The 25,552-nt window shown below is 67.9% G+C and carries 23 protein-coding genes and 3 rRNA genes; 1 reads left to right on the top strand and 25 read right to left on the bottom strand.

The window, feature by feature from the left end; all coding sequences use genetic code 11:
* Nucleotides 1-29: 29 nt before the first annotated feature.
* The 6 genes from ACZK5D_RS07010 to ACZK5D_RS07035 all read right to left on the bottom strand — a co-directional run bounded on the left by ACZK5D_RS07010 (nt 30) and on the right by ACZK5D_RS07035 (nt 4,123).
* The gene (locus ACZK5D_RS07010) at nt 30-944 is read right to left on the bottom strand and encodes a diacylglycerol/lipid kinase family protein (RefSeq protein WP_463664766.1); all 915 of its coding nucleotides are present in this window, start codon (nt 942-944) and stop codon (nt 30-32) included.
* Nucleotides 941-1,729, bottom strand: a complete 789-nt coding sequence (tatC, locus tag ACZK5D_RS07015; protein WP_463664767.1) for a twin-arginine translocase subunit TatC — start codon at nt 1,727-1,729, stop codon at nt 941-943. Before tatC ends, ACZK5D_RS07010 begins: the two co-directional genes overlap by 4 nt.
* An 86-nt stretch (nt 1,730-1,815) precedes the next feature.
* Nucleotides 1,816-2,034 (bottom strand): twin-arginine translocase TatA/TatE family subunit, encoded by a 219-nt coding sequence (locus ACZK5D_RS07020; protein WP_463664768.1) that lies wholly within the window; start codon nt 2,032-2,034, stop codon nt 1,816-1,818.
* Nucleotides 2,035-2,089: 55 nt separating this feature from the next.
* Entirely contained in the window at nt 2,090-2,275 is a 186-nt protein-coding gene (locus ACZK5D_RS07025) for a hypothetical protein (RefSeq protein WP_463664769.1), read from the bottom strand.
* A gap of 10 nt (nt 2,276-2,285) precedes the next feature.
* Nucleotides 2,286-3,218 carry a helix-turn-helix transcriptional regulator gene (locus tag ACZK5D_RS07030; RefSeq protein ID WP_463664770.1) on the bottom strand — a complete coding sequence of 311 codons (933 nt, stop codon included), beginning with the start codon at nt 3,216-3,218 and terminating at the stop codon, nt 2,286-2,288.
* Nucleotides 3,215-4,123 (bottom strand): helix-turn-helix transcriptional regulator, encoded by a 909-nt coding sequence (locus ACZK5D_RS07035; protein ID WP_463664771.1) that lies wholly within the window; start codon nt 4,121-4,123, stop codon nt 3,215-3,217. Before ACZK5D_RS07035 ends, ACZK5D_RS07030 begins: the two co-directional genes overlap by 4 nt.
* A 101-nt stretch (nt 4,124-4,224) precedes the next feature.
* Between ACZK5D_RS07035 and gluQRS the strand changes: the two genes are divergently transcribed.
* Nucleotides 4,225-5,130, top strand: coding sequence for a tRNA glutamyl-Q(34) synthetase GluQRS (gene gluQRS, locus ACZK5D_RS07040; RefSeq protein ID WP_463664772.1), 906 nt, complete (start codon nt 4,225-4,227; stop codon nt 5,128-5,130).
* On the opposite strand, the gene ACZK5D_RS07045 is transcribed toward gluQRS, so the two are convergent.
* The 19 genes from ACZK5D_RS07045 to ACZK5D_RS07135 all read right to left on the bottom strand — a co-directional run bounded on the left by ACZK5D_RS07045 (nt 5,114) and on the right by ACZK5D_RS07135 (nt 25,247).
* A complete protein-coding gene (locus ACZK5D_RS07045; protein WP_463664773.1) occupies nt 5,114-6,118 on the bottom strand; it encodes an FKBP-type peptidyl-prolyl cis-trans isomerase in 1,005 nt (334 codons plus the stop codon). The two genes, gluQRS and ACZK5D_RS07045, sit on opposite strands and share 17 nt — an antisense overlap.
* 32 nt (nt 6,119-6,150) lie before the next feature.
* Entirely contained in the window at nt 6,151-6,897 is a 747-nt protein-coding gene (locus ACZK5D_RS07050) for a pseudouridine synthase (RefSeq protein ID WP_463664774.1), read from the bottom strand.
* A complete protein-coding gene (gene scpB / locus ACZK5D_RS07055) occupies nt 6,890-7,483 on the bottom strand; it encodes an SMC-Scp complex subunit ScpB (RefSeq protein WP_463664775.1) in 594 nt (197 codons plus the stop codon). Before scpB ends, ACZK5D_RS07050 begins: the two co-directional genes overlap by 8 nt.
* A complete protein-coding gene (locus ACZK5D_RS07060) occupies nt 7,480-8,307 on the bottom strand; it encodes a segregation and condensation protein A (protein WP_463664776.1) in 828 nt (275 codons plus the stop codon). Before ACZK5D_RS07060 ends, scpB begins: the two co-directional genes overlap by 4 nt.
* On the bottom strand, nt 8,304-8,654 hold the full coding sequence (locus tag ACZK5D_RS07065) for a hypothetical protein (protein ID WP_458993651.1): 351 nt from the start codon (nt 8,652-8,654) through the stop codon (nt 8,304-8,306). The genes ACZK5D_RS07060 and ACZK5D_RS07065 overlap by 4 nt, the downstream gene beginning before the upstream one ends.
* Entirely contained in the window at nt 8,639-9,529 is an 891-nt protein-coding gene (locus ACZK5D_RS07070; RefSeq protein WP_458996519.1) for a ParA family protein, read from the bottom strand. Before ACZK5D_RS07070 ends, ACZK5D_RS07065 begins: the two co-directional genes overlap by 16 nt.
* 114 nt (nt 9,530-9,643) lie before the next feature.
* Nucleotides 9,644-10,558: a site-specific tyrosine recombinase XerD gene (gene xerD, locus ACZK5D_RS07075; protein WP_463664777.1), complete on the bottom strand. Its 915-nt coding sequence runs from the start codon at nt 10,556-10,558 to the stop codon at nt 9,644-9,646.
* Entirely contained in the window at nt 10,555-11,175 is a 621-nt protein-coding gene (locus ACZK5D_RS07080) for an NUDIX domain-containing protein (RefSeq protein ID WP_463664778.1), read from the bottom strand. The genes xerD and ACZK5D_RS07080 overlap by 4 nt, the downstream gene beginning before the upstream one ends.
* Nucleotides 11,162-12,817 (bottom strand): CTP synthase, encoded by a 1,656-nt coding sequence (gene pyrG, locus ACZK5D_RS07085; RefSeq protein ID WP_463664779.1) that lies wholly within the window; start codon nt 12,815-12,817, stop codon nt 11,162-11,164. The genes ACZK5D_RS07080 and pyrG overlap by 14 nt, the downstream gene beginning before the upstream one ends.
* Before the next feature lie 83 nt (nt 12,818-12,900).
* Nucleotides 12,901-14,574 (bottom strand): DNA repair protein RecN, encoded by a 1,674-nt coding sequence (gene recN / locus ACZK5D_RS07090; RefSeq protein WP_463664780.1) that lies wholly within the window; start codon nt 14,572-14,574, stop codon nt 12,901-12,903.
* Nucleotides 14,574-15,467 (bottom strand): NAD kinase, encoded by an 894-nt coding sequence (locus ACZK5D_RS07095; RefSeq protein WP_463664795.1) that lies wholly within the window; start codon nt 15,465-15,467, stop codon nt 14,574-14,576. The genes recN and ACZK5D_RS07095 overlap by 1 nt, the downstream gene beginning before the upstream one ends.
* A gap of 12 nt (nt 15,468-15,479) precedes the next feature.
* Entirely contained in the window at nt 15,480-16,196 is a 717-nt protein-coding gene (locus ACZK5D_RS07100) for a TlyA family RNA methyltransferase (RefSeq protein ID WP_463664781.1), read from the bottom strand.
* The gene (locus tag ACZK5D_RS07105) at nt 16,193-16,402 is read right to left on the bottom strand and encodes a hypothetical protein (protein WP_463664782.1); all 210 of its coding nucleotides are present in this window, start codon (nt 16,400-16,402) and stop codon (nt 16,193-16,195) included. The genes ACZK5D_RS07100 and ACZK5D_RS07105 overlap by 4 nt, the downstream gene beginning before the upstream one ends.
* Nucleotides 16,399-17,391: an HAD-IIA family hydrolase gene (locus ACZK5D_RS07110; RefSeq protein ID WP_458996518.1), complete on the bottom strand. Its 993-nt coding sequence runs from the start codon at nt 17,389-17,391 to the stop codon at nt 16,399-16,401. The genes ACZK5D_RS07105 and ACZK5D_RS07110 overlap by 4 nt, the downstream gene beginning before the upstream one ends.
* Complete coding sequence (locus ACZK5D_RS07115) at nt 17,388-18,518, bottom strand: tetratricopeptide repeat protein (protein ID WP_463664783.1); 1,131 nt, start codon at nt 18,516-18,518, stop codon at nt 17,388-17,390. Before ACZK5D_RS07115 ends, ACZK5D_RS07110 begins: the two co-directional genes overlap by 4 nt.
* Nucleotides 18,515-19,720, bottom strand: a complete 1,206-nt coding sequence (locus ACZK5D_RS07120; protein ID WP_463664784.1) for a hypothetical protein — start codon at nt 19,718-19,720, stop codon at nt 18,515-18,517. Before ACZK5D_RS07120 ends, ACZK5D_RS07115 begins: the two co-directional genes overlap by 4 nt.
* A 354-nt stretch (nt 19,721-20,074) precedes the next feature.
* Nucleotides 20,075-20,191, bottom strand: a 5S ribosomal RNA gene (gene rrf, locus ACZK5D_RS07125).
* Between the two features lie 112 nt (nt 20,192-20,303).
* A 23S ribosomal RNA gene (locus ACZK5D_RS07130) occupies nt 20,304-23,396 on the bottom strand.
* A 332-nt stretch (nt 23,397-23,728) separates the two neighbouring features.
* Nucleotides 23,729-25,247, bottom strand: a 16S ribosomal RNA gene (locus ACZK5D_RS07135).
* Together the 16S, 23S and 5S rRNA genes form the textbook arrangement of a ribosomal RNA operon.
* Between the last annotated feature and the right edge of the window lie 305 nt (nt 25,248-25,552).

Below are 25,552 nucleotides of genomic sequence, written 5' to 3' on the forward strand. Positions count from 1 at the left end.
CTCACACCGCCCAACCTAGCAAACCAGCCTCAGCCGACGATGAGCCTCAGCACGCCGGGGCGGCACTCGACGATCGCGGGGACCTCGCCCATCTCCTCGCCGTCGCCCATCAGGAACAGGTCCGCGCCGTCCACCTCGACGGTGCGGGCCCGGAGCCGCTCGACCACCGGCGAGTTCACGAAGCTGCCGTTGTAGGTGAGCGGCAGCAGGCGCATGAGCTTGCCGCGGGATGCCTTGTGGATGATGGTCACGTCCAGCAGCCCGTCCGCGGCGTCGGCATCGGGCGAGATCTGCATCCCGCCCCCGAAGACGCCGGTGTTGCACACGGCCACCAGCATGGCCTCCACCTCGCGCGGGACGCCGTCGATGACGAGCCGGTACATCAGGGGCGAGAAGTGCGCCAGCTCACGCAGAGCGATGTAGCCGTAGCTGAGCGGCCCGAACCGCAGCCTGATGTCGTTGGTGGCACGGTTGACGCGCGCGTCGTAGCCGCTGGAGACCACCGCCCCCACGTACCGCGATCCGGCGGCGTTGGTGAGCAGCGACAGATCCATGACCCGCGTCTCCCCGCGCACCAGTGCCTCGACGGCCTCCTTGACCGAGCCGGGCACGCCGGCGCCGCGGGCGAAGTCGTTCCCGGTGCCTGCGGGGATGATCGCGAGGGTGGCATCGGTCCCGGCGCAGGCGTTCAGGCCCAGGTGGGCCATCCCGTCGCCGCCCATCACGGCCACCACGTCACCCGGCACGGCGCTGAGGGCCGCGGAGCGGGTGAGGTCGCGGGCCTGCTCGTAGGAGGTGGAGATCACGATGTGGAGCTCGGCGTTGCCCACGCCGTCGCGGAGCCTGCGGGCCACCTTCGGCAGCACCCGGCCGGCGCGGCCACCGCCGGAGGCCTGGTTGCACACGACGGTGATGAGCCGCCGCTTCGCGAGCTCCCCGCTCACTTACCGTCGTCCAGGTCGACGGCGAACTCGGCGGCGGTCTCTTCACTGATACCGCGCTTCTGGTCCCACGCGCGGCAGATGAACTCGGCGATGAGGAACATCACCGACAGCGGCACGGCCAGCGCCAGCATCGAGAACGGATCGGTCGACGGGGTGGCGATCGCTGCAAACACCACCGAGCCGAACATCACGAACTTGCGGGCGCGCCTGAGCTGGTAGCCGCGGACCACGCCGGCGATGTTGAGGCCCACCAGCACCACGGGCAGCAGGAAGGACAGCCCGAACACCAGGATGACCTTGAGCTCCATGCTCAGGAAGCTGCTCATCTCGAGCAGGTTGACGATGTCCATGTCCTGGGGGGTGAAGCTGAGCAGCACCGTGATGCCCTTGGGCCAGACGAAGTAGCCCAGCGCCGCGCCGCCCAGGAACAGAGGCAGCGCCGCCCCTATGAAGCCCATCGCGTACTTCTTCTCCTGCGCCACCAGGCCGGGGGCGACGAAGGCCCACAGCTGGTAGAGCCACACGGGGCTTGACAGCACGATCCCGCCGGACACGCAGGCGATCACCGCCAGAGTGAACGGGGACACCACGCCGTCGTTGACGATCATCGTCTCGGCGTCCGGCCTGATCCGCTCCAGTTCGGCGACGGCGCTGTAGTACGGGCCCATGATGATCCCGATGAGCTCGCGGTAGAAGAAGATGCAGGCGACCGAGCCGACGACGATGGCGAACGACGCCACGGTCACGCGGTAGCGCAACTCCCGCAGGTGGTCCGTCAGCGACATCGTCCCGCCCGGCCCCCCTTGAGGGGGCCGCAGCCACGCGAGCCGGCGCGGTTTCGTCGCCGGTTCAGTGGGGGCGGCTGCCACGGTCAGTGCTCGGGGTTGTTCTTGCGGTCGATCTCGGGCTGGACGATCTCGGCGTCGACGACCTCATCCGAGGGGGTCTTGGGCGGCTCGACCGTCTTGACCTCTTCCTTGAACTCCCTGATCGAACGCCCGACGCCCTTGCCGAGTCCGGCCAGCCGCGAACCGCCGAACAGCAGAAGGGCGACGGCCAGGATGATGATCCATTCCCATCCACCAGGCATAGTGAAATTTCTCCCGTCTGCAGCGGCAGGCCACTGCGAAATGATGTGTGCGAGTCTACTCTCGTGATCCTGGGGGCAGCTCAAGCTGACCGATCAGGGTGCTCAGTTCGCCCAGCCGGCCACGCACCACGGCCACCTCCGCCATCACGTCGTCGACCTTGTGCGTGAGCATGACGGCGTAGACGGCGACGGCGATGAATCCCATCAGGGCGATGCCGCCCACAACCGCAACCAAGATCACCGCTCAGATGCTACCGGACGCCGTCCTGGTACAACGCCAGCGCCGCCCCGGCCGTCGCGCGCGCGGCTTCCGCCACAGAGGGGTCGGAGACGTCGAGCACCTGGTCGCCCAGCCGCAGCACCAGGGCCACGGCCCAGTCGGTGGAGGCCACCGGGAACGTGACCCGCAAGCGGTCTCCCAGGTCCTCGACCGCCGTGGTGGGGTAGTACTCGGCCACCCATCGCGCCGCCGGGGCAACCGTGAGCGTCAGCCTGGTGGCGACGTCTCCGAACCATCCCGACGGCGGTGATCCGTGGTCGCCGGAGGGCTCGTCGAGGACCTCGGCCCCCTCCACCCGGTCCAGCCTGAAGGAGCGCCACGCCTCGCGCGGGCGGCTCCAGGCGTCGAGGTAGGTGTAGCCATCGACGACGTGCAGCCGGGCCGGCTCCACCACGGCGTCGGAGGACCCGGGTCTGCCGGGGGTGCGGTAGGTCAGGCGGACCGCCCGCCGGTCGGCGATGGCCGCGGCCAGCACGGCACGACGCCCCGGGTCGGACGCGGCCACCGCGACACTCACGCCACGCGCCTCGCTGCCCACCGCCGCCTCGAGCTTCGCCAGCGCTGAGCGGGCCGCCTCCGAATCTCCGGCCACCTCCACCACGAGGCGCAGCGCAGCGAGCAGGCCGGCCGCCTCCGCCGGCCGCAGCCGTAGCGGCCGGGCGAGAACGTCGGCGTTGCGGAAGTAGACGTGGCCCTCCTCCCGGACGACGTCGATGTCGACGTCGAACAGGTCGTCGTAGTAGCCCCCCGGCAGCCCGCAGAACTGCAGCACCTCGAGGTCGCGGATCACCTGGTTCGGCGTGGTGCCGAACACGCGCGCCACCTCGGTGACGGCCACGCCCTGGTGCGCGGACAGATAAGGCACCATGCGCAGCATCCGCGCGACCTGCTCCTCGGCCTTCACCGGGCCATCTCCGTCAGCCGCTCGATGGCCCGGGCCCTCAGCGACGGCGGGTCCATCAGGACCGCGTCGCGGCCGGCGGCCACCACCTCGTCCACGAGGGCCCCCTCGCTCCCCTGGCGCACCAGGTAGGCCGTGAACCCGGCGGGCAGCGCGCCCTCCCAGGCGACCGGCTCGAGATCCTGCCAGGCGTGGGCCACCCCGTCGCGGAGCGCGACGACCGCGGCCACGTCGAAGGAGGGCTCCAGGCGGGCGGCCCGCTCGTCCACGTCGTCGGGTACGACGAAGGCCCCTGGCCTGCCGGCTGTCGCGGCCGCGGCGGTGAACCTGCTCAGCTTGAAGAAGCGGTCTGCCCCGCGCAGGGGGTCGAACCCGAAGACGTACCACTGGCCGCGACGCTGGATGAGCTTCCACGGCTGGAGGCGGCGCGGCTCGTCCCGATAGCCGAAGGTCAGCTCCGTCCTGCTCAGGACCGCCTCGTAGGCCACGTCGAAGTTCGGGTCGTGCACCGCCACGATCGGGGTGACGGTCGGCAGCAGCGCGGGATCGGGCGCCGCCCCACCCGCCTGGAGCGCCTCGAAGGCCTGGGCGGTGTGCTCAGCGGCCACGGAGTCCTGCCACACCTGGCCGGCCACGCTGAGCGCGGCCAGCTCGTCGGGGGTGAACGCCAGAGGGGGGAGCTCGAACTCGCTGCGGAGGACGCGGTACCCGCTCTCCTCGTCGGAGTCGGGCGAGTTGGAGCCCGTCTCGATGGGCACCCCCAGCGCGCGCAGCTCCTCCTTGTCGCGCTCGAACTGCCGCTCGAACCCGCCGACGGTTCCGCCGCGGTAGCCCTCCACCATCTCGCGCAGCTCATGCTTGGTCAGGTAGCGCCGCGTGCTGAGCAGCGCGATGAGCAGATTCAGCATCCGCTCCGATTTCCTCGCCGACATGACACCTCCAGGCCTCAGGCTATCCGGCGGGCCTCGCCGTGGGTGGCGACCCGCCCTCGGGCTGGCAGCATGGTGCTGTGAGCCACGTCGACCGATATGCCCCGAGTCCCACCTCGGACCTGCACCTCGGCAACCTCCGCACGGCGGTCGCCGGGTGGCTGCTCGCCCGGGCCGCCGGCGGCCGGTGGCTGATGCGCGTGGAGGACCTGGACCGTGACCGGGCTCGGGCCGCGGAGGGCGTCGAGGCACGGCAGCTGCGCGATCTCCTGGCCCTGGGGTTGGACTGGGACGGCGGGATCGTGCGCCAGTCCGAGCGGCTGGACCTCTACCGTGACGCCCTGGCGGGCCTGCCCACCTACGAGTGCTACTGCACCCGCAGGGAGATCGCCGAGGCCGCGTCGGCGCCGCACGACGGCTACCGCCCGTACCCGGGGACGTGCCGCACGCTGACCGCGCGTGAGCGCGCCGAGCGCAGGGCCGCTCGCCCGCCCGCGATCAGAGTCGACTCCGGCGGAGAGAGGTTCACCGTCGACGACGCCCGCGCGGGCCGGTTCACCGACGTGGTCGACGACTTCGTCCTGGTGCGCAACGACGGGCAGTTCGCCTACAACCTGGCCGTGGTCGTCGACGACATCGCGATGGGCGTAACCCACATCACGCGTGGGGACGACCTGCTGAGCTCGGCGCCCAGGCAGGCCTGGCTCACTGAACGCCTGGGCGGCACCCCCGCCCGATACGCGCACGTCGGGCTCGTGGTCAACGCTGAGGGACGTCGCCTCGCCAAGCGCGACGGCGCCGTGTCGCTGGCCGACCTCCACCCCCTCGATGCCGGCGCCGTGCTGGCGGAGCTGACCTCCTCGCTCGGGCTCGGCCCTTGCCGCACGACGCGCGAAGCGCTGGCCGCCATGCCTGGCGACCAGCGCTTCTTCGCCGGCGCGGAGTGGGCCGACGGGGCGTTGCTCCCGATCAGCCCTGCACGTTGAGGATGTCGATCACGTAGATCAGGGTCTGGCCCGGGGCCAGCGTCGGAGTGGCCTGGGGCAGCCCGTCCGGGTAGGCCTTCGCGGGCGGCACCACCAGCATCACCCGGGAACCGCCGGTCTGCCCCACGAGGCCCTCGGTCCACCCGGCGATCAGGTTGGCCAGCGGGCCCTCCTGCGGCTCCCACGCGTCCTGCCACAGCTGTCCGTCGACGTAGGTCCATGCGCGGTAGCGCACCTGGATGGTGGACTCCGGCGTGATGGCGGCGCCAGGGCCCTTGATCAGCGGCTGGACGGTGAGCTCGGACGGCGCGGGCAGGTCTGCGGCCACCGCGATCTCAGGCTTGCCGTCGGTCATCGTGACCATGGGCAGCCCGGCGGCGGGGGTGACCGGCTCCCCCGTCGCGTCGTCGAAGTTCGCCGAGAGGATGTCGACGACGAACAGGATCGAGTCGCCCGCGGCGATGCTGCCGTCCGGCGTGCCATCCGGGTATCCGTCCTCGCTGGGCATCGCCATGAGCACCCGCGACCCGACGGCCTGCCCCTCCAGGCCCTTCTGGAAGCCGGCCACCACGCCCTCGAGCGGGAACGTCGCGGGCTCACCGCCCTCGTAGGAGCTGTCGAAGATCTCGCCGGTGGTGCCGTTGACGCCCACGTAGTTGAGGGTGACCACCGAGCTGGCGGTCAGGGTCTGCTCGCCGCCCGGGCGGAGCACCTTCGACTGGGTGGAGGTGATCCCCCACGGGGCCGGGACCGTGATCACCGGGGTGTCCTCGTCGCTGACCTCCACGAGGCTGAGGTCCGCCGACGGCTCCACCGTCGGCGCAGGGCTGGCGCTGGGACTCGCGCTGGGCGAGGCGCTGGCGGATGCCGACGAGGGCGACGCGGACGGCGTCGCGCTGTCGGGATCCGAGCAGGCGGACAGTGCGATCAGGGACGCGGTGGCCGTGGCCATGACGGCGCGGCGGAGCGTGCGGGCGGTAAGTGTCACGCCCGGAATGCTAACCCAGGCGCCCAAAGACGCTACATCCCCACCAGGTCAAGCAGCGCGCCGAGCTCGTCGCGGGTGAGCTCGCGGGTCTCCCCGAGGCGCAGGTTTCCGACGCGGACGGGCCCGATCTCGGTGCGCGACAGCTTGTCGACGGGGTGGCCGACCGTGTCCATCATGCGCCGGACCACCCGGTTGCGGCCCTCATGCAGCGTGATGGCCAGGAGGGTGCGGTCCTGCCCCCGTGAGATGAGCTTGACCTTGTCAGGGCGCACTGGCCCGTCGTCGAGGGTGACGCCCTTCTCGAGCCGCCGGATGATCCGGTTGTCCATCACGCCCGCAGCCTGGACGGTGTAGGTCTTGGGCACCTTGTAGCTGGGGTGCGCCAGACGGTGCGCGAAGTCTCCGTCGTTGGTCAGGACGATCAGGCCCTCCGTGTCGGTGTCCAGGCGCCCCACGTGGAACAGCCGCTCGCCGGTGCGGGGAAGGTAGTCGCTGAGAGTGGGCCGGCCCTCCGGGTCCTCCATGGTCGACACGACGCCCTTGGGCTTGTTGAGCACCAGGTAGACGTGGCGCCGCGGCGGAGGGATCCTCGCTCCGTCGACGCGGATCCGGTCGGTCTCCGGATTCACGCGCCGTCCCTGCTCGGTGACGACCTCGCCGTTGACCTCGACGCGCCCCTCCTCAATGAGGATCTCGCTGGCCCTTCGGGACGCGACGCCCGCCGCAGCCAGCACCTTCTGCAGGCGGGTGCCCTCGGGGCTCTCGGTGTCCTCAGCCATCACTGCTCTCCTTCTCGTCCCGGACCTGGGCCGCCTCCGCGGCGGCCAGTTGACCGAGCTCAGCCTCCAAGGCTACGGCGTCGGGCAGCAACGGTGCCAGATCGGGCAGGTCCTTGAGCGTCCGCAGCCCCAACTTCTGCAGGAAGAGCGGCGTGGTGGCGAACGTCATGGCCCCGTTGACCGAGTCCTCGCCCGCCTCCCTGATCAGCCCGCGGACCACCAGCGTCTTGACCACACCGTCGACGTTGACCCCACGCACCGCGGCGATGCGCCCGCGCGAGACCGGCTGCAGGTAGGCGATGACCGACAGGGTCTCGAGCGCCGCCTGGGTGAGCCGGGAACGTTGGTCCGAGACCAGCCACGCCTCGATGACGTCGGAGACGTCCGGGGTGGTGGCGAACCGCCACCCGCCCGCGACCGCCCGCAGCCGGATCCCCCTGTCATGCCTGACGTAGAAGTCCGCGATCTGCTCGAGCTCAGCCTCCACCTCGGCCGACGGCGCGTCGAGGGCCGCCGCCAACTCGTCCGTGGGCACCGGCTCGGTGACCATGAGCAGCATCGCCTCCAGCGCGCGACCGAGACTCATGCTTCCTCCAGTTCGGGTTGTGGACCGTAGTCGTCGATGACCTCGACGGCGCGCTGCTCGCCCGCTATCCAGCGCACCGTCAGCTCCCCCAGGGGCGAGAGCTGGTCCAACGCCACCTGCTGGGCGCGGAAGAGCTCCAGGACGGCCAGGAAGCGCACCACCGCCGTGAGCCGGTCGCTCCCGGCGATCAGGGCCCGGAAGGATGCGGCTCCGTCGCGGCGCAGCCGATCCGCCAGGAGGGTGACCTGCTCGCTGAGGCTGACGGCCGAGCCGTGGAGGTGCGTGAGCTCCACCACGGGCTCCGGCCGGGGGGTCATGGCCGCCGCGGCGAGCCGGGCCACGTCCGCGGGCGTCAGGTGGAGCTCCACCTCGGGTAGCACCGCCCGGAAGTGCTCCTCCAGCCCGCCGGGACGCCAGTGGGTGGTCTCCGCCGCGGTCATCGTCTCCGCCAGCCACTCCGCGGCCCGCTTGAAGGCGCGGTACTGCAGCAGCCGGGCGAACAGCAGATCGCGGGCCTCGAGCGCGGCGATGTCCTCCGGGTCGGCCACCTCGCCTCCCGGCAGCAGCCTGGCCGCCTTCAGGTCCAGCAGGGTGGAGGCGACGACAAGGAACGCGCTGGTCTTCTCGAGGTCCCACCCCGCCCCTCCGGCCCTCACGTGGGCGATGAACTCGTCGGTGACCTGGGACAGCGCCACCTCGGTGACGTCGAGTTCCCGGCGGGTGATGAGCTGGAGAAGCAGATCGAACGGCCCCTCGAAGTTGGTGAGGTGCACCTCGAACCCCTCCACGCCGTCGTGGCGCTCGGAAGCCCTGGGCCGGTTCACTGCTGGGTGAGCTCACTCACGAGGAAGCTCTCGGCGCCGTTGGCCGTGAGGTCCGCCACGGCCCGCGACACCGCCAGCCGCACGATCCGGCCGCGGTCCACGCGGATGCCGTGCGCCCGCCGCAGCTCGAGGTTGGCGTCCTCGAGCGCGATGAGCTCCTCGTCGCTGAAGTACACCGTGATCTTCTGCGAGTGCCGCACCCGTCCGGTCGCCGGCGCGGTGGTCTCCGCGCTCGGCGCCACCGGGTCGGCGGGCGGCTCCGGCTCGACCTGCACCGGCTCCCTGGTGGGCCGGAACAGCTCGGAGGCGCCGGGCAGCGACGCGCGCCGGTTCACTGGTCCTGGCATCGCTGGAGCACCTCCCGGGCCAGTTGGCGGTAGGCGTCCGCGCCGGGCGAGGCCGAGGCGTAGGTGGTGATCGGCTCACCGGCCACCGTGGTCTCCGGGAACTTGATGGTGCGTCGGATGACGGTGTGGAACACGTCGTCGCCGAACGCCTGCACCACGCGCTCCAGCACCTCGCGGCTGTGCAGCGTGCGGGCGTCGTACATGGTGCCGAGGATCCCGAGGAGCTGGAGGTCCGGGTTGAGCCGGTCCTGCACCTTCGAGATGGTGTCGGTGAGCAGCGCGATGCCGCGCAGGGCGAAGAACTCGCACTCCAGCGGCATGATGACGTAGTCGCTGGCCGTCAGCGCATTGATGGTGAGCAGGCCCAGGCTGGGCGCGCAGTCGATGAGGATGAAGTCGTAGTGGGGGCGCAGCTTGGACAGCACCCGCATGAGGGTCTGCTCCCGCGCCACCTCGCTGACCAGCTGGACCTCCGCGGCGGAGAGGTCGATGTTGCTGGGCAGCACGTCCAGCCCCTCGACGGTGGTGGGCGTGATGACTTCAAGCGGGTCGGTTCCGCGGGTCAGCAGGAGGTTGTAGATCGAGACGTCCAGGGTGTGGGGGTTGACGCCAAGCCCCACCGAGAGCGACCCCTGCGGGTCGAAGTCCACGAGAAGCACCTTGCGGCCGAGCTCCGCCAGCGCCGCCCCCAGGTTGATGGTGGTGGTGGTCTTCCCCACCCCGCCCTTCTGGTTGCACATCGACACGATGGTGGCGTGCTTCCGGCCGGGGGCCACCGGGGCAGGCTCCGGGAAGACGGGCAGCGGGCGGCCCGTCGGCCCGATGCCACCGGGGTCCACCGCCGACGACGATGCGGGCAGGCCGCCCGTGCTGATGGGGGGTTCCTCGAACAGCCCGTCTTCCGCCACCTGTCGGCCTCCTCGTCTCACGTTCGATCCAGCCTAGTGGTTATCCCCGTCGGTTCGCCGGGGGCCGCCGCCATCGTCGGGTCAGCGGGCCCGCGGGTGGGCCGCCGCGTGCACCTCCCTCAGGTGCTCGATCGTCACCAGCGTGTAGATCTGCGTGGTGGCCACCGACGCGTGGCCCAGCAGTTCCTGGACCACCCGGAGGTCCGCCCCGCCGTCGAGCAGGTGGGTGGCGAACGAATGCCGCAGCGAGTGCGGCGACACGTCGGTGGTCACACCCGCCGCCCTCGCCACGGTCTGGAGCACCGCCCAGGCCGACTGGCGGCTGAGCCGGCGTCCCCGCAGGTTGAGCAGGAGCGCGGGATCGTGTCGCGCGCTGCCGGCGGCGAGCACCGGCCGCGACCGCACCAGGTACGCCCCAACCGCGGCGGCCGCGTAGGAGCCGATCGGCACCACCCGTTCCTTGCCGCCCTTGCCGAGCAGCCGCAGCCCCGCCTCCGGAGCGGCCAGGCTGGCCCTCACCTCGTCGACGTCGAGGCCGCACACCTCGGAGACCCGGGCGCCGGTGCCGTAGAGCAGTTCCAGGAGCGCCGCGTCCCGGAGCCCGACGACATCGCCCCGGTCAGGCGCCTCAAGGATGCGGGTGACCTCGTCGACGCTGAGGGCCTTGGGCAGGTTCTGCTGCAGCTTGGGCGGGGAGATCTCCACTGTCGGGTCAGCCTCAGCCAGCCCCTCCGCGGCGGCGAACCGGTGCAGCATGCGGACGCTGACGACGTGGCGGGCCACGGATGATCTCGCCTGCGTGGTGCTGAGCTCGCGGACGTACTCGCTGACCTCCACCGGGGTGACGTCGCCGATGTCGCGGACCCCCCGGGCCTCGAGGAAGTCGGCGTATGCGCCCAGGTCGCGGCGGTAGGCCGCCACCGTGTTGGTCGCGAGCCCGCGCTCGGCCCGCGCGTGGTTGAGGTAGTCGGTCACCGCATCGGCGACGAGGGTCATCCTCGGATCGGCCACGGCGCGTCGGGCGGGCGCAACCCGTCGAGCCTCCCGGCCGCCCTGACCACCTCCAGCGCCAGGATCCCGGCGACGAGGGTGGGGCTCTGGCACTGGCCGGCGAGCACCGCGTCCACGAGGTCGGCCCGCGGCACCCAGTCCCACGTCATGTGCGCCTCCTCGCCCTCCAGCACAAATCCGTCGGGTCGCTCGGCGGGGCTGAGATCGCGCGCCAGGAAGATCCTCAGCGACTCCTCGCAGGCGCCGGGGGTGGTGCACATGTCCACCAGAGCGTCCCACCTCGACGCCTGCAGCTCCGCCTCCTCGGCCAGCTCCCGCTGCGCCGCGACCACCCACTCCTCGCCGTCGAGATCGAGCAGGCCCGCGGGGATCTCCACGAGCTCCATCCTGACGGGATGCCGGTACTGGCGCAGCACCGCGATGTCGTCGAAGTCCTCACGCCAGGCCACGACGGCGACGGCACCCGGGTGCGTGAGGTACTGCCGTGTGATGACGTGGCCCGACGGGGTGGTGAGTTCCTCGTCGACGAACGCCGAGATCCGCCCCTCCCCCAGCACGGTGCGGGAGCGCACAGGCCAGCTCATCGGCTCATCCATGCGCATGTGCGGCGTTCTCCTGTCGCGCGAGGGCGGCGCCGATCAGCCCTGAGAAGAGCGGGTGGGGCCTCGTCGGCCGCGACTTGAGTTCGGGGTGGGCCTGGGTCCCCACGTAATAGGGATGGACGTCCGCGGGCAGCTCCACGAACTCCACCAGGCGGCCGTCGGGTGAGGTGCCGGAGATCACGAGCCCCGCCTCCTCGAGCCGTCCGCGGTAGGCGTTGTTGACCTCGTAACGGTGCCGATGGCGTTCGGTGACCTTCCCGGTTCCGTAGGCAGCGGCCACCACGCTGCCCTCGGCCAGGGTGGCCGGGTAGGAGCCGAGGCGCATGGTGCCGCCGAGGTCTCCCCCGCCGTCGACGATGCTGACCTGCTCCGCCATGGTGGCGATCACGGGATGGGCGGTGTGCGTGTCGAACTCACTGGAGGCCGCGTCAGGGATGCCTGCGAGGTTGCGGGCGGCCTCGATCACCATGCACTGCAGGCCGAGGCAGAGCCCCAGGGTGGGGATCCGGTGCTCGCGGGCGTACGTCAGGGCCCCGAGCTTGCCCTCGACCCCTCGGATGCCGAACCCGCCGGGGACGCACACGGCGTCCACGTCGGAGAGCTTCTCCGCCGCCCCCTCGGGGGTGTCGCAGTCGTCCGAGGCCACCCAGCGGATGCGAACGCTCGCCCAGTGGGCGAAGCCGGCGGCGCGGAGGGCCTCGGAGACCGACAGGTAGGCGTCGGGCAGGTCGATGTACTTCCCGACCAGGGCAACCGTGACGCTGTGGCGGGGGTGCTCCACCCGCTGCAGCAGGTTGTCCCACGCCTTCCACTTCACGTCGCGGAAGCTCAGGTTGAGCCTGCGCACCACGTAGGCGTCGAGCCCCTCGTCGTGGAGCACCTTCGGGATGGCGTAGATGCTGGGTGCGTCCGGGCAGCTGACCACCGCCTCCTCGTCCACGTCGCACATGAGGGCGATCTTGCGCTTGAGCGGTTCCGAGATCGGCGACTCGGAGCGGCAGACGATCGCATCGGGCTGGATGCCCACCTGGCGCAGCGCGGCCACCGAGTGCTGGGTCGGCTTGGTCTTCATCTCGCCCGAGGGCTTGATGTAGGGCACGAGGGAGACGTGGAGGAAGAACACGTTGCCGCGGCCGATCTCGTGGCGGACCTGGCGCGCGGCCTCCAGGAACGGCAACGACTCGATGTCGCCGACGGTGCCGCCGATCTCGTGGATCACCACGTCGACGCCCTCGGACTCCATGGCCATCATGCGGTCGCGGATCTCCCCGGTGATATGCGGGATGACCTGCACCGTGTCACCCAGGTAGTCGCCGCGCCGCTCCTTCGCGATGACGGTGGAGTACACCTTGCCGGTGGTCACATTCGCGTCCCCGGACAGGTTGACGTCCAGGAACCGCTCGTAGTGTCCGATGTCGAGGTCGGTCTCCGCGCCGTCCTCGGTGACGAAGACCTCGCCGTGCTGAAAGGGGTTCATCGTGCCCGGGTCCACGTTGAGGTACGGGTCGAGCTTCTGCATCGTGACGCGAAGCCCGCGGGCGACGAGCAGGTTGCCGAGGCTGGAGGCCGTGAGTCCCTTGCCGAGCGACGACACCACTCCGCCGGTCACGAACACATGCTTGGTGATCTTCGAGTTGTCCACGGAACTCCAGCCTATGGGGTGGAGGGGGGTCAAGTACAGGCAGGACGACGGTGAAACGAGACCGTAACGCCCGGCGCGACGGCTCAGCCCCGGCGCGCCCGCTCCAGCAGTTCCGCCGCGTGCTCGACCCCCTTGAGGGACGATGACTCGCCGCCCATCATGCGTGCCAGCTCCGCCGCGCGCTCCGCGTCGGCGAGGCGCCGGACTCCCGAGGTGGTGACCTGCCCGTCCGAGGCCTTGTGCACGACGAAGTGCGCGTCGGCGAACGCCGCCACCTGGGCGAGGTGGGTGACCACGATGACCTGCGAGGTGGTGGAGAGGCGCTGCAGCCGCCGGCCGATCTCGAGGCCCACGGCGCCGCCCACGCCCGCGTCGACCTCGTCGAAGACGAACGTGTGCCCCTCGGCGCTCCCCGCGATCACCACCTCGAGCGCGAGGCGGACCCGTGACAGCTCGCCACCCGAGGCCACCTTCGCGAGGGTGGCCGGAGCCGATCCGGGGTTGGCCGAGAACAGCAGCTCAACCCGGTCCGCCCCGTGCGGGCCCAGGGGTGCGTCGGTGACCTCGAACCGCAGCTCGGCGTGGGGCATGGCGAGCGCCGCCAGCTCCTCCTTCACGCTCGCGGCGAGCTCCTGCGCCGCCACGCGGCGTGCCGTGGAGATCTCGGCGGCATCCGCGGCCAGGGCTGCGTCAAGCTGCGCGATGCGGGCCCGCAGCTCGCCGATCCGCTCATCGCTGCCCACCAGCTCGGCCAGCCGGGCGCCCGCGTCGGACGCCCACCGCAGGACATCGTCGACGGTGGCGCCGTACCGGCGCGTGAGCCCGGCCAGCTGCGCCCGGCGCTCCCCCACCGCCTCCAGCCTCAGGGGATCGGCCACCAGGTCGTCGACATAGCCGGCCACCTCGGCCGCGAGGTCTGCGGCCAGCATCCCCAACTCGACGGCGCGCGCCGCGAGCGGAGCGGCCACCTCGTCCCTGTCCGCGAGCTGCCGCAGCGCCTTGCGCGCCTCGCCGATCAGGGCGACGGCGCTGGGCGCGTCGAAGTCGACCTCGCTGCCGCTGAGCCCCTCCTGCGCCAGGGCGCCGAGGCGCCTCAGGTCGTCGAGGTCCATCAGCCGGGCCTGTTCGCCCGCCAGGGCGTGATCCTCCCCGGGCTGGGGATCGACCGCGGCGATCTCGTCGAGGCCGAACCGCAGCATGTCTGCCTCGCGGGCGCGCGCCGTGGCCTCGGCCACGAGCTGGTCCAGCTCGGCGGCCGCCGTCCGGCGCTCGGCATGGGCGGCCCGGTAGGCCTCCAGCCTGGCGGGCCGCGCATGGGCGTCCAGTAGTTCCCGCTGCCGCTCCGGCGAGGAGAGCCGGATCTGTCCGGCCTGTCCGTGAATGGTGGCTGCCTCGCTGATCAGCTCCGCCAGCGCGGAGACGGGCACGCCGGCGCCGCCCACGACGGCCCGCGACCTTCCCTGGGCCGTGACCTGGCGCAGGGTGACCACCTCGCCGTCGTCGGCCTCGCCCCCGAGCTCCCGCACGCGATCGACCAGCCGCGGTGGAAGCTCCCAGCGCCCCTCGACGACGGCGCGGTCGCTGCCGCGGCGCACGATCCCGGAATCGGCCCGGGCCCCTAGGAGGTGACCGAGGCCGGAGACCACCATCGTCTTGCCTGCACCCGTCTCGCCGGTCAGGGCGGTCAGGCCTGGCCCCAGCTCCAGGTGTGCCTCGTCGACGACGCCGAAGGAGGTGAGGCGGAGGGTGGCGAGCATCAGCGGTCGCTGCGCTTCCGCCAGCCCTCGATGGGCAGGGCGAACTTCTTCACCAGGCGCGTGGTGAACGGCTGTTCCCCGATCCGCGCGATGCGCACGGGGTGCTTGTGCGACCGGACGCTCACCCACTCGCCGGGGGCCAGATCGTGGCTGCGCCGCCCATCGCACCACAGGATCCCGCGGATGGGCTGGTCGTCCGGGATCTCCAGCTTGACCACCGATGCGGGGCTGAGCACCATCGGCCGGTTGAAGAGCGCGTGCGCGGCCAGCGGGACCACGAGCATCGCGCGGACGTCGGGCCACACCACCGGCCCGCCTGCGGAGAAGGCGTAGGCGGTCGACCCCGTCGGCGTCGCGACCAGCACCCCGTCGCACCCCCACCTGGAGAGCGGCCGCTCGTCCACGCTGACCAGGACGTTGAGCATGCGCTCCCGGGCCAGCTTCTCCAGGGACACCTCATTGACGGCCGGCGAGGCCCAGGTGGTCTTCCCCTCGGCGTCACGCACCTCGACCTGGAGGGCGAGCCTCTCCTCCACCAGGTAGAGCCGGTTCGCCACCACCCCGGGGAGCGCGTGGATGTCCGACGGCTCCAGCTCCGCCAGGAACCCGACGTGCCCCAGGTTGACGCCGAGGAGCGGCACGCCCAGCGGGTGGGCCCACTCGGCGGCGCGCAGGATGGTGCCGTCGCCGCCGAACACAACGGCCAGTTCGGCCGGGGTGCCGTCCAGCGCGTGGATCCGAGCACTGGGCACCCGCTCCTGCAGGCGCGCCAGGTCTGCCGGGAAGACGATGAACGCGAAGCCCATCTCGTGAAGGTCGGCGATGAACTGCGCGGCCTTGTCGATGGCCTCGTCGCGCTCCGGGTGGACCAGCACCGCCACAGTTCGTTGCATCACATACTCACCCTACCGAGTGAGGTGCAGGAAGTACTCCACGTTGCCGGCGGTCCCCGGCAGCGCGCTGACGCCGCGCCATCGCTCCACCCATCCCAGCTGTTCGGCGGCTTCAGCCACGTCGTCGACGGCGCGCGCCCTGAGCCGGTCGTCGCGGACCACGCCTCCGGAGCCCAGGAGTTCGCGGCCCACCTCGAACTGCGGCTTGACGAGCAGCAGCGCGTCACCGGAGGGGCGGACCACAGCCAGCACCGCGGGCAGCAGCAGCCGCAGCGAGATGAACGACACGTCGCCGACGACGAGATCCACCGGCTGCCCATCCAGGTGAGCCAGGGTGAGCGAACGCAGATTCAGGCCCTCATGCACCCGGACGCGGGGGTCATCCCGCAGCAGCGGGGCCAACTGCCCGTGCCCCACGTCGACGGCGTGCACGAGCGCCGCCCCACGCTCGAGACACACCTGGGTGAATCCGCCGGTCGAGGCGCCGGCGTCCAGAACAACGCCCCCCACGCTCACCCCTGAGCCGTCGAGGGCGCCGATGAGCTTGTGCGCCGCCCGCGACACCCACTGCTCGGCCTCCGCCACGACCTCATCGGAGGGGTCGACCCGGGTGGACGGCTTCGAGGCGACCGCGCCGTTGACGCGCACCCGTCCGTCGGCGATCAGCGCGGCGGCATGGGTGCGCGAACGCGCCAGTCCACGGTCGACGAGGGCCAGGTCCAGCCTCACCGGGACACGCCGGGGATGCCCGGCTGGTTGAGGCCGGGATCGTTGTTGAGCACCCCCGCCAAGACCGTCTGCGCCTCGCCCAGGAGCGCGATCTGCTCACCCAGGGGCAGGTCCTCGAGGCCTTCGAGCCCCGCCATGGTCGCGTGGACGAGTGCTGTGCGTTTCACGTCCGAGGGCGCCGAGTCCGCCGGGCTGGGAGGGTTCATCGCAGGGTGTCGAGCGAGTTGAGCACCGCGGAGATGTCCACCTCGAGCCGCCAGGCGGCCTGGAGCGCCGCCCACAGCGCGTCCAGCTGCTCGTCGCGCGTCACCGGCTTGGTCGACAGGTAGCCGAAGCCGTCCATGATGTCGATCTCCTGGTAGCCGCAGACGAAGCGCTCACCGCGGAACTCGGCCTCCCGTGGCGGCTCGAGGAGCGCGGAGGCGTCGTAGCCGATGTAGGTGGGGCGGTAGGCCGGCGGGGCCTCTGCCAGGTCGGCCTTGCCGTGGGCACCGGTGAAGACGAACAGGGAGTCCATGCCGACGTTGTTGGCGCCGAGGATGTCGGTATCGGTGCGGTCACCCACGAAGATCGGGTGCTCCGAGCCGATGCGCAGGACCGTCTCGTCGAGCAGCGGGCGGTACGGCTTGCCGGCGATCTTCGGCTCGACGTCCACGCACGCGCGCACCACGGCCACCTGAGACCCGAGCCCGGGCACGATGCCTCGGTCCGACGGCCTGGTCAGATCCGGGTTCGTGGCGTACCACGCGGCCCCCCGCTGGACCGCGAGGGCCGCCTCCTCCAGCCGCTGCCACGCGATGGTTGGGCTGTAGCCCTGCACCACGGCGACGGGATCGTCATCGAGCGACGCCACGACGGTGAAGCCCGCCCCGCCCAGTTGTTCGGCGAGGGCCTCCGTGCCGACGGCGAGGATCCGTGCCCCGGCGGGCAGGTCCGCCGCCAGCATGCGGAGCGTGGCCTGGGTCGAGTTGACCACGTCCTCCTCCTGCGCGGTGATGCCGAGCTCGGTGAGGTGCTCGGCCACCGCGGCGGGCGTCCGGGCCGCGTTGTTGGTCACGAAACCGAGGTGGGTCCCCCGCGACCTCAACTCGTCAAGGGCCTCCGCGACGCCCTCGACCGCGTACGGGCCGAGGTAGATCACGCCGTCGAGGTCGAACAGTGCCGCATCGTAGGCGGCCGCCAGTGCCTGCATCAGTGCTCATCCTCCTCAGTGTCGGCATCGTCGTCGACGGCGTCCCCGTCGTCGGCGGCCCGCTCTGCGTCGTCGTCGTCCACGACGGTAGCCTCCGGCCGAGCGTCGTCCTGCTCGTCGGTCTCGCTGACGTCCTCGCCCTCGACGTCGACCTCAGGCGCGACGTCCTCATCCTCGACGTCCTCATCCTCGACGCTGCGGTCATCCCTCGAGGCCGCGTCGGCCTCAGACGAATCGTGCGTAGCGAGGACCTCGTCAGCGTCGAGCTCCCCAGCCCCGTCGATGTCCACCTCGGCGTCTGCCAGATCCTCATCGGACGCGTCGGCGTCGAGGTCGTCGTCGACGTCCCCGACAGCCTCCGACCCGTCAAGGTCGTCCCCGTCGGCGCCCGTGTAGTCGTCATCGTCAGCCTCGTCGAGGTCTGCGTCGGCCACATCCTCCCCGGACACGTCCGCGTCGAGTTCCTCGTCGGCGTCGAGCTCGTCGTCCTCATCCTCGGGCTCGAAGTCGGGGAGGACCACTCCGTCGAGCCGCGCGATGCGGTCGGCCGTGTCGAGTTCCGTCCCCTGGTCGAGTGCGGCCGCCGAGCTGAACCACTCGCGCGCCCCGTCCAGGTCCCCTGCCTCCTCAAGGAGGTTGGCGTAGGCGTAGCGCAGGCGGGCCTGCCCGAACGGAGGTCCGACCTTGCGGCTGATGGCGGCCTGGAGCAGGCGCATCGCCTCGGGCCTCTGGCCCATGTCGGCACGGGTACCCGCCTCGACGAGGAGGCACTCGATCCGCAGCCAGATGTCCCTGTTCTTCGGGCTGAGCTCCGCCAACACCTCCAGGGCGTCGCGGGGCCTCCCCAACGCACGCTCGCAGTCGGCGATCACGGGGATGAGTTCGTCTCCGCCGGACATGCGCCGGATCGCCCGGAACTCACGCAACGCCACCGCGTACTCACCGGCCGCATAGGCGGTCTCAGCGGCCGCCTCCCGCACGATCGGGAGCCGGCCGGCCCGACGGCGTGCCGCCTCCGCGTGCCGGAACGCGAGCTCAGGATCGACATCGACGAGTTGGCCCGCGGCCCAGATGTGCGCACCCACCGTCTCGGCCAGGTCCTTGGGAAGTCCCTTCAGCTCCGCCCTCACGCCGACAGGCAGCTCGGACTCGACGAAGTCGCGAGGCGTCTCCGGCTCGTCGGAACGCGGCGCCGTGCCCGGCTTGTACGCACGCTCCTCCGCATCCCCGCGTCGATCGAAGCGGCGATCGTCGTCGCGGTTGCCCCACTGGGGGCGGTCGCCCTCGGGGCGCTGGCCTCGGGAGTCTCCCTGCCGGGGGCCACGGCGGTCGTCGCCACGGTTGTCCCACTGACGCCGGTCGTCCTGACGCGGGCCGCGGCGGTCGTCGTCGCGGTTGCCCCACTGCGGTCGGTCGCCTCCGGGGCGCTGGCCTCGGGAGTCACCCTGTCGAGGGCCACGGCGGTCGTCGCCACGGTTGTCCCACTGACGCCGGTCGTCCTGACGCGGGCCGCGACGGTCGTCGTCGCGGTTTTCCCACTGGGGCCGGTCGCCACGCGAGTCACCCTGCCGTGGTCCGCGGCGGTCGTCTCCGCGGTTGTCCCATTGACGTCGGTCGTCCTGCCGTGGTCCGCGGCGGTCGTCGCCACGGTTGTCCCATTGACGCCGGTCGTCCTGACGCGGGCCGCGACGGTCGTCGCCACGGTTGTCCCATTGACGCCGGTCGTCCTGACGCGGGCCGCGACGGTCATCATCGCGGTTGCCCCACTGAGGCCGGTCGCCACGCGAGTCACCCTGCCGTGGGCCGCGGCGGTCGTCTCCGCGGTTGTCCCACTGACGCCGGTCGTCCTGACGCGGGCCGCGACGATTATCGTCGCGGTTGCCCCACTGGGGCCGATCGCCGCCGAGGCGCTGGCCTCGGGAATCACCCTGTCGAGGTTCGCGGCGGTCGTCTCCGCGGTTGTCCCACTGACGCCGGTCACCCTCGGGACGCGACCCGCGACGGCCGTCGTCGCGGTTGCCCCACTGCGGCCGATCGCCACGTGAGTCGCCCTGCCTTGGGCCGCGACGGTCATCGTTCCTGTCACCCCACTGGGGGCGGTCGCCGCCGGGGCGCTGACCCCGGGAGTCCTGCCGCGGGCCGCGGCGGTCATCGCCACGGTTGTCCCACTGACGCCGGTCACCCTCGGGACGCGACCCACGACGGTCGTCGTCCCGGTTGCCCCACTGCGGTCGATCGCCGGCGGGGCGCTGCCCACGCCGGTCATCGTCGCGGTTCCCCCATTGGGGCCGGTCGCCACGCCAGTTGCCCTGGCTTGGGCCGCGACGGTCATCGTTCCTGCCACCCCACTGCGCCCGGTCTCCGCCGGAGCGCTGACCCCGGGAATCGCCCTGCCGGGGCCCGCGGCGGTCGTCGTCGCGCCTGGGCCCGCCACCCCAGGATCCTTCGCGCTCGCCACCTGGCCGGCCGGCGCCCCCTGAAGTGCCACCGTCACGGTGCGGGCGGCCGTCGCGCGGACCCTGGCGGTCTTGGCTCGGTGTGGAGTTTTCACTAGACATGGGCCCATTCTCCCAGCCTGGGCGGCATCCGCCCAATCGGGCAGGCCAGCAGCACGAGGGAGGCCGGCCAATCGTGCCGGTGGGGAAACAAATAAACCCCCCGACCAAGGGTCGGGGGGTTTATGTAAGTCCGGCGGCGTCCTAGTCTCCCACAAGGTCCCCCTTGCAGTACCATCGGCGCTGAGAGGCTTAACTTCCGGGTTCGGGATGGGACCGGGTGTTTCCCTCTCGCTATGACCACCGAAACACTATGAGGATAGCATTCGAAGCCTACGAAAAGCCAATATTGAATTATTGCATTTTCGAGGTTCCCGACCGTATCCCGGGAACCTCACAGTGGACGCGTAGCATCTTTGTAGAAACAAGCCCTCGGCCTATTAGTATCGGTCAGCTCCGTGCATTACTGCACTTCCACATCCGACCTATCACCCCATGGTCTATAGGGGGCCTTACCAGATTAATCTGTGGGAGCCCTCATCTTGAAGCGTGCTTCCCGCTTAGATGCTTTCAGCGGTTATCACTTCCCAACGTAGCCAACCAGCCGTGCTCTTGGTAGAACAACTGGCACACCAGAGGTTAGTCCGTCCCGGTCCTCTCGTACTAAGGACAGCTCTTCTCAAGACTCCTACGCGCGCAGCGGATAGGGACCGAACTGTCTCACGACGTTCTAAACCCAGCTCGCGTGCCGCTTTAATGGGCGAACAGCCCAACCCTTGGGACCGACTCCAGCCCCAGGATGCGACGAGCCGACATCGAGGTGCCAAACCATGCCGTCGCTATGGACGCTCGGGCAAGATCAGCCTGTTATCCCCGGGGTACCTTTTATCCGTTGAGTCCTGGCGCTTCCATGTGCCACCAGAAGATCACTAGTCCCGACTTTCGTCCCTGCTCGAGATGTCTCTCTCGCAGTCAAGCTCCCTTGTGCACTTACACTCGAAACCTGATTGCCAACCAGGCTGAGGGAACCTTTGGGCGCCTCCGTTACCTTTTAGGAGGCGACCGCCCCAGTCAAACTACCCATCAGGCACTGTCCCTGATCCAGATAATGGACCTAGGTTAGATAACCAGAGTGACCAGAGTGGTATTTCAACGATGACTCCACCTGAACTGGCGTCCAAGCTTCAAAGTCTCCCACCTATCCTACACAAGTCACACCGATCACCAATACCAAACTATAGTGAAGGTCCCGGGGTCTTTCCGTCCTGCTGCGCGTAACGAGCATCTTTACTCGTAGTGCAATTTCGCCGAGTCCATGGTGGAGACAGCGCCCAAATCGTTACTCCATTCGTGCAGGTCGGAACTTACCCGACAAGGAATTTCGCTACCTTAGGATGGTTATAGTTACCACCGCCGTTTACTGGGGCTTAAGTTCAAGGCTTCGCCGTGAGGCTAACCCTTCCCCTTAACCTTCCAGCACCGGGCAGGAGTCAGTCCGTATACATCGTCTTTCGACTTAGCACGGACCTGTGTTTTTAGTAAACAGTCGCTTGGGCCTGGTCTCTGCGACCCTCAACGCTTTCGAAGTAAATTCTAATACGCATCAGGTCCCCCTTATCCCGAAGTTACGGGGGTATTTTGCCGAGTTCCTTCACCATGGTTATCTCGATCGCCTTAGTATTCTCTACCTATCCACCTGTGTCGGTTTGGGGTACGGGCGGCTCATATCTCGCTCACGAAGCTTTTCTAGGCAGCATAGGATCACTCTTACGGCCACAAAAGTGACCGACCCATCATGTCTCAAACATATAGAACGCGGATTTGCCTACGTTCCGTCCTACACACTTAGCCCGGGGATATCCAAACCCGAGAAGAGCTACCTTCCTGCGTCCCTCCGCAGCTTGCCTACTACAAGATTGGGTCACAGACTCAGCCAGCCACGATCCGAAGACCACAACCGACCTCGCATGCTTAGCATCACTCGCCTCAGCACGGACGATATTTCGCCGGTACGGGAATATCAACCCGTTGTCCATCGACTACGCCTGTCGGCCTCGCCTTAGGTCCCGACTTACCCAGGGCAGATTAGCTTGACCCTGGAACCCTTGGATATTCGGCGGACGGGTTTCTCACCCGTCTTTCGCTACTCATGCCTGCATTCTCACTCGTGTGCTCTCCACGGCTGGGTCACCCCGCCGCTTCACCGCGCACACGACGCTCCCCTACCCATCCACGCAGCCTTACGGCCTAAACACGTGAATGCCATAGCTTCGGCGGATAACTTGAGCCCCGCTAAATTGTCGGCGCAGAATCACTTGACCAGTGAGCTATTACGCACTCTTTCAAGGGTGGCTGCTTCCAAGCCAACCTCCTGGTTGTCTCCGCAACTCCACATCCTTTTCCACTTAGTTATCGCTTAGGGGCCTTAGCTGATGATCTGGGCTGTTTCCCTCTCGACTATGAAGCTTATCCCCCACAGTCTCACTGCCGCACTCTCACTTACCGGCATTCGGAGTTTGACTGATTTCGGTAAGCTTGTGGGCCCCCTAGACCATTCAGTGCTCTACCTCCGGTAAGAAACATGCGACGCTGCACCTAAATGCATTTCGGGGAGAACCAGCTATCACGGAGTTTGATTGGCCTTTCACCCCTATCCACAGCTCATCTCCTCGGTTTTCAACCCAAGTGAGTTCGGGCCTCCACGACGTCTTACCGTCGCTTCACCCTGGCCATGGATAGATCACTCCGCTTCGGGTCTAGAGCACGCGACTAAAACGCCCTATTAGGACTCGCTTTCGCTACGGCTACCCCACACGGGTTAACCTCGCCACGTACCACTAACTCGCAGGCTCATTCTTCAAAAGGCACGCCGTCACCCTTACAGGCTCCGACGGATTGTATGCGATCGGTTTCAGGTACTATTTCACTCCCCTCCCGGGGTACTTTTCACCTTTCCCTCACGGTACTTGTCCGCTATCGGTCACCAAGGAGTATTTAGGCTTAGCGGATGGTCCCGCCAGATTCATGCGGAATTTCAGGGGTTCCGCACTACTTGGGGTAACGCTCGAGAGTGAACAACTTACGTCTACAGGAGTGTTACCTTCTATGCTGTGGCCTTCGCAGCCACTTCGACTTCCCTGTCCATTTCTTACTCTCTGACCGCATGACAGCACGGTCCGAACGGCCCCACAACACCCCATGTGCAACACCTGTCAGCTATCACACACATGAGGTTTGGCCTCTTCCGCTTTCGCTCGCCACTACTCACGGAATCACAATTGTTTTCTCTTCCTGCGGGTACTGAGATGTTTCACTTCCCCGCGTTCCCTCCAACTACCCTATATATTCAGGCAGAGGTTGCCGGACATGACTCCGGTATTTCAAGGTTTCCCTATTCGGACATCCTCGGATCAAAGCTCGTTTACCAACTCCCCGAGGCTTATCGCAGGTTACAACGTCCTTCTTCGGCTCTTGGTGCCAAGGCATCCACCGATCGCACTTAGTAGCTTGTTAATCTACAAAGATGCTCGCGTCCACTGTGAAGTTCTCAAAATACGGGCGAGCCCACACCCAACCACCCACAAACAGATGATCAGACCTGGTCCGCACAGAAAAGCCGCCGCACAAGCGACCGACCCTTCAAAACCCAACAGTGTGCTTAACCCAACCTCCACCCGACCCGCATTCCACTCCCCCAAAAAAGGAGGCTGTACTAACGAACCAGACTTCTGACCAGGCATACAAAATCAATGTTCCACATTCCGGTGCCGGCCGCGCCGGGAACAGACGCCCCAGAACACGACCATGAGCCCCACCACACAGTGATGACGCTACAGGCTCCTTAGAAAGGAGGTGATCCAGCCGCACCTTCCGGTACGGCTACCTTGTTACGACTTAGTCCTAATTACCGGTCCCACCTTCGACGGCTCCCTCCACAAGGGTTAGGCCACCGGCTTCGGGTGTTACCGACTTTCATGACTTGACGGGCGGTGTGTACAAGCCCCGGGAACGTATTCACCGCAGCGTTGCTGATCTGCGATTACTAGCGACTCCGACTTCATGGGGTCGAGTTGCAGACCCCAATCCGAACTGAGACCGGCTTTTTGAGATTCGCTCACCCTTACAGGTTCGCAGCTCTTTGTACCGGCCATTGTAGCATGCGTGAAGCCCTGGACATAAGGGGCATGATGACTTGACGTCATCCCCACCTTCCTCCGAGTTGACCCCGGCGGTCTCCTATGAGTCCCCGGCATTACCCGCTGGCAACATAGGACGAGGGTTGCGCTCGTTGCGGGACTTAACCCAACATCTCACGACACGAGCTGACGACAGCCATGCACCACCTGTAAACCGACCAAAAAGGGGCATCCATCTCTGGATGTTTCCGGCATATGTCAAACCCAGGTAAGGTTCTTCGCGTTGCATCGAATTAATCCGCATGCTCCGCCGCTTGTGCGGGGCCCCGTCAATTCCTTTGAGTTTTAGCCTTGCGGCCGTACTCCCCAGGCGGGGTACTTAATGCGTTAGCTGCGGCACGGAGAACGTGGAATGTCCCCCACACCTAGTACCCACCGTTTACGGCGTGGACTACCAGGGTATCTAAGCCTGTTTGCTCCCCACGCTTTCGCTTCTCAGCGTCAGGAAAGGTCCAGAGAACCGCCTTCGCCACTGGTGTTCCTCCTGATATCTACGCATTCCACCGCTTCACCAGGAATTCCATTCTCCCCTACCTTCCTCAAGTCTGCCCGTATCAGAAGCAGGCTCAGGGTTAAGCCCTGAGTTTTCACTCCCGACGCGACAAACCGCCTACAAGCTCTTTACGCCCAATAAATCCGGACAACGCTCGCACCCTACGTATCACCGCGGCTGCTGGCACGTAGTTAGCCGGTGCTTCTTCTGCAGGTACCGTCACGTTAGCTTCGTCCCTGCTGAAAGCGGTTTACAACCCGAAGGCCGTCATCCCGCACGCGGCGTTGCTGCATCAGGCTTCCGCCCATTGTGCAATATTCCCCACTGCTGCCTCCCGTAGGAGTTTGGGCCGTATCTCAGTCCCAATGTGGCCGGTCGCCCTCTCAGGCCGGCTACCCGTCGAAGCCTTGGTGAGCCACTACCTCACCAACAAGCTGATAGGCCGCGAGTCCATCCATGACCGCCGGAGCTTTCCAACCAATCCCATGCGGAAAAGGCTCATATCCGGTATTAGCACCTGTTTCCAGATGTTATCCCAAAGTCAAGGGCAGGTTACTCACGTGTTACTCACCCGTTCGCCACTCGTGTACCCCCGAAGAGGCCTTACCGTTCGACTTGCATGTGTTAAGCACGCCGCCAGCGTTCGTCCTGAGCCAGGATCAAACTCTCCGTTGAAAAATATCGGAAACAAACCACCCCAAAAGAGGCAGCCCGCAAACCGTCACAAACAACTTCGAATCAAACACTGACCAAAATCCATCACTGGATCAATCAAAATTTCACTCAAAGAAACCCAACACGCAACCCCAAAAAAGAGGCCACGCGACGGGAAAACGCAAAACAAGACCACAAAGGCCCTGCAGTGCAAAAAAAATTGGCATTGACTTAAAGCACACTGTTGAGTTCTCAAGATTCGGGCACTCCCAGACATCAACCACGAAACCGTGACATCCACCCTGGGGCAACTCGACCAACCTTAC

It is taken from the genome of Tessaracoccus yangjingae (assembly GCF_055326235.1).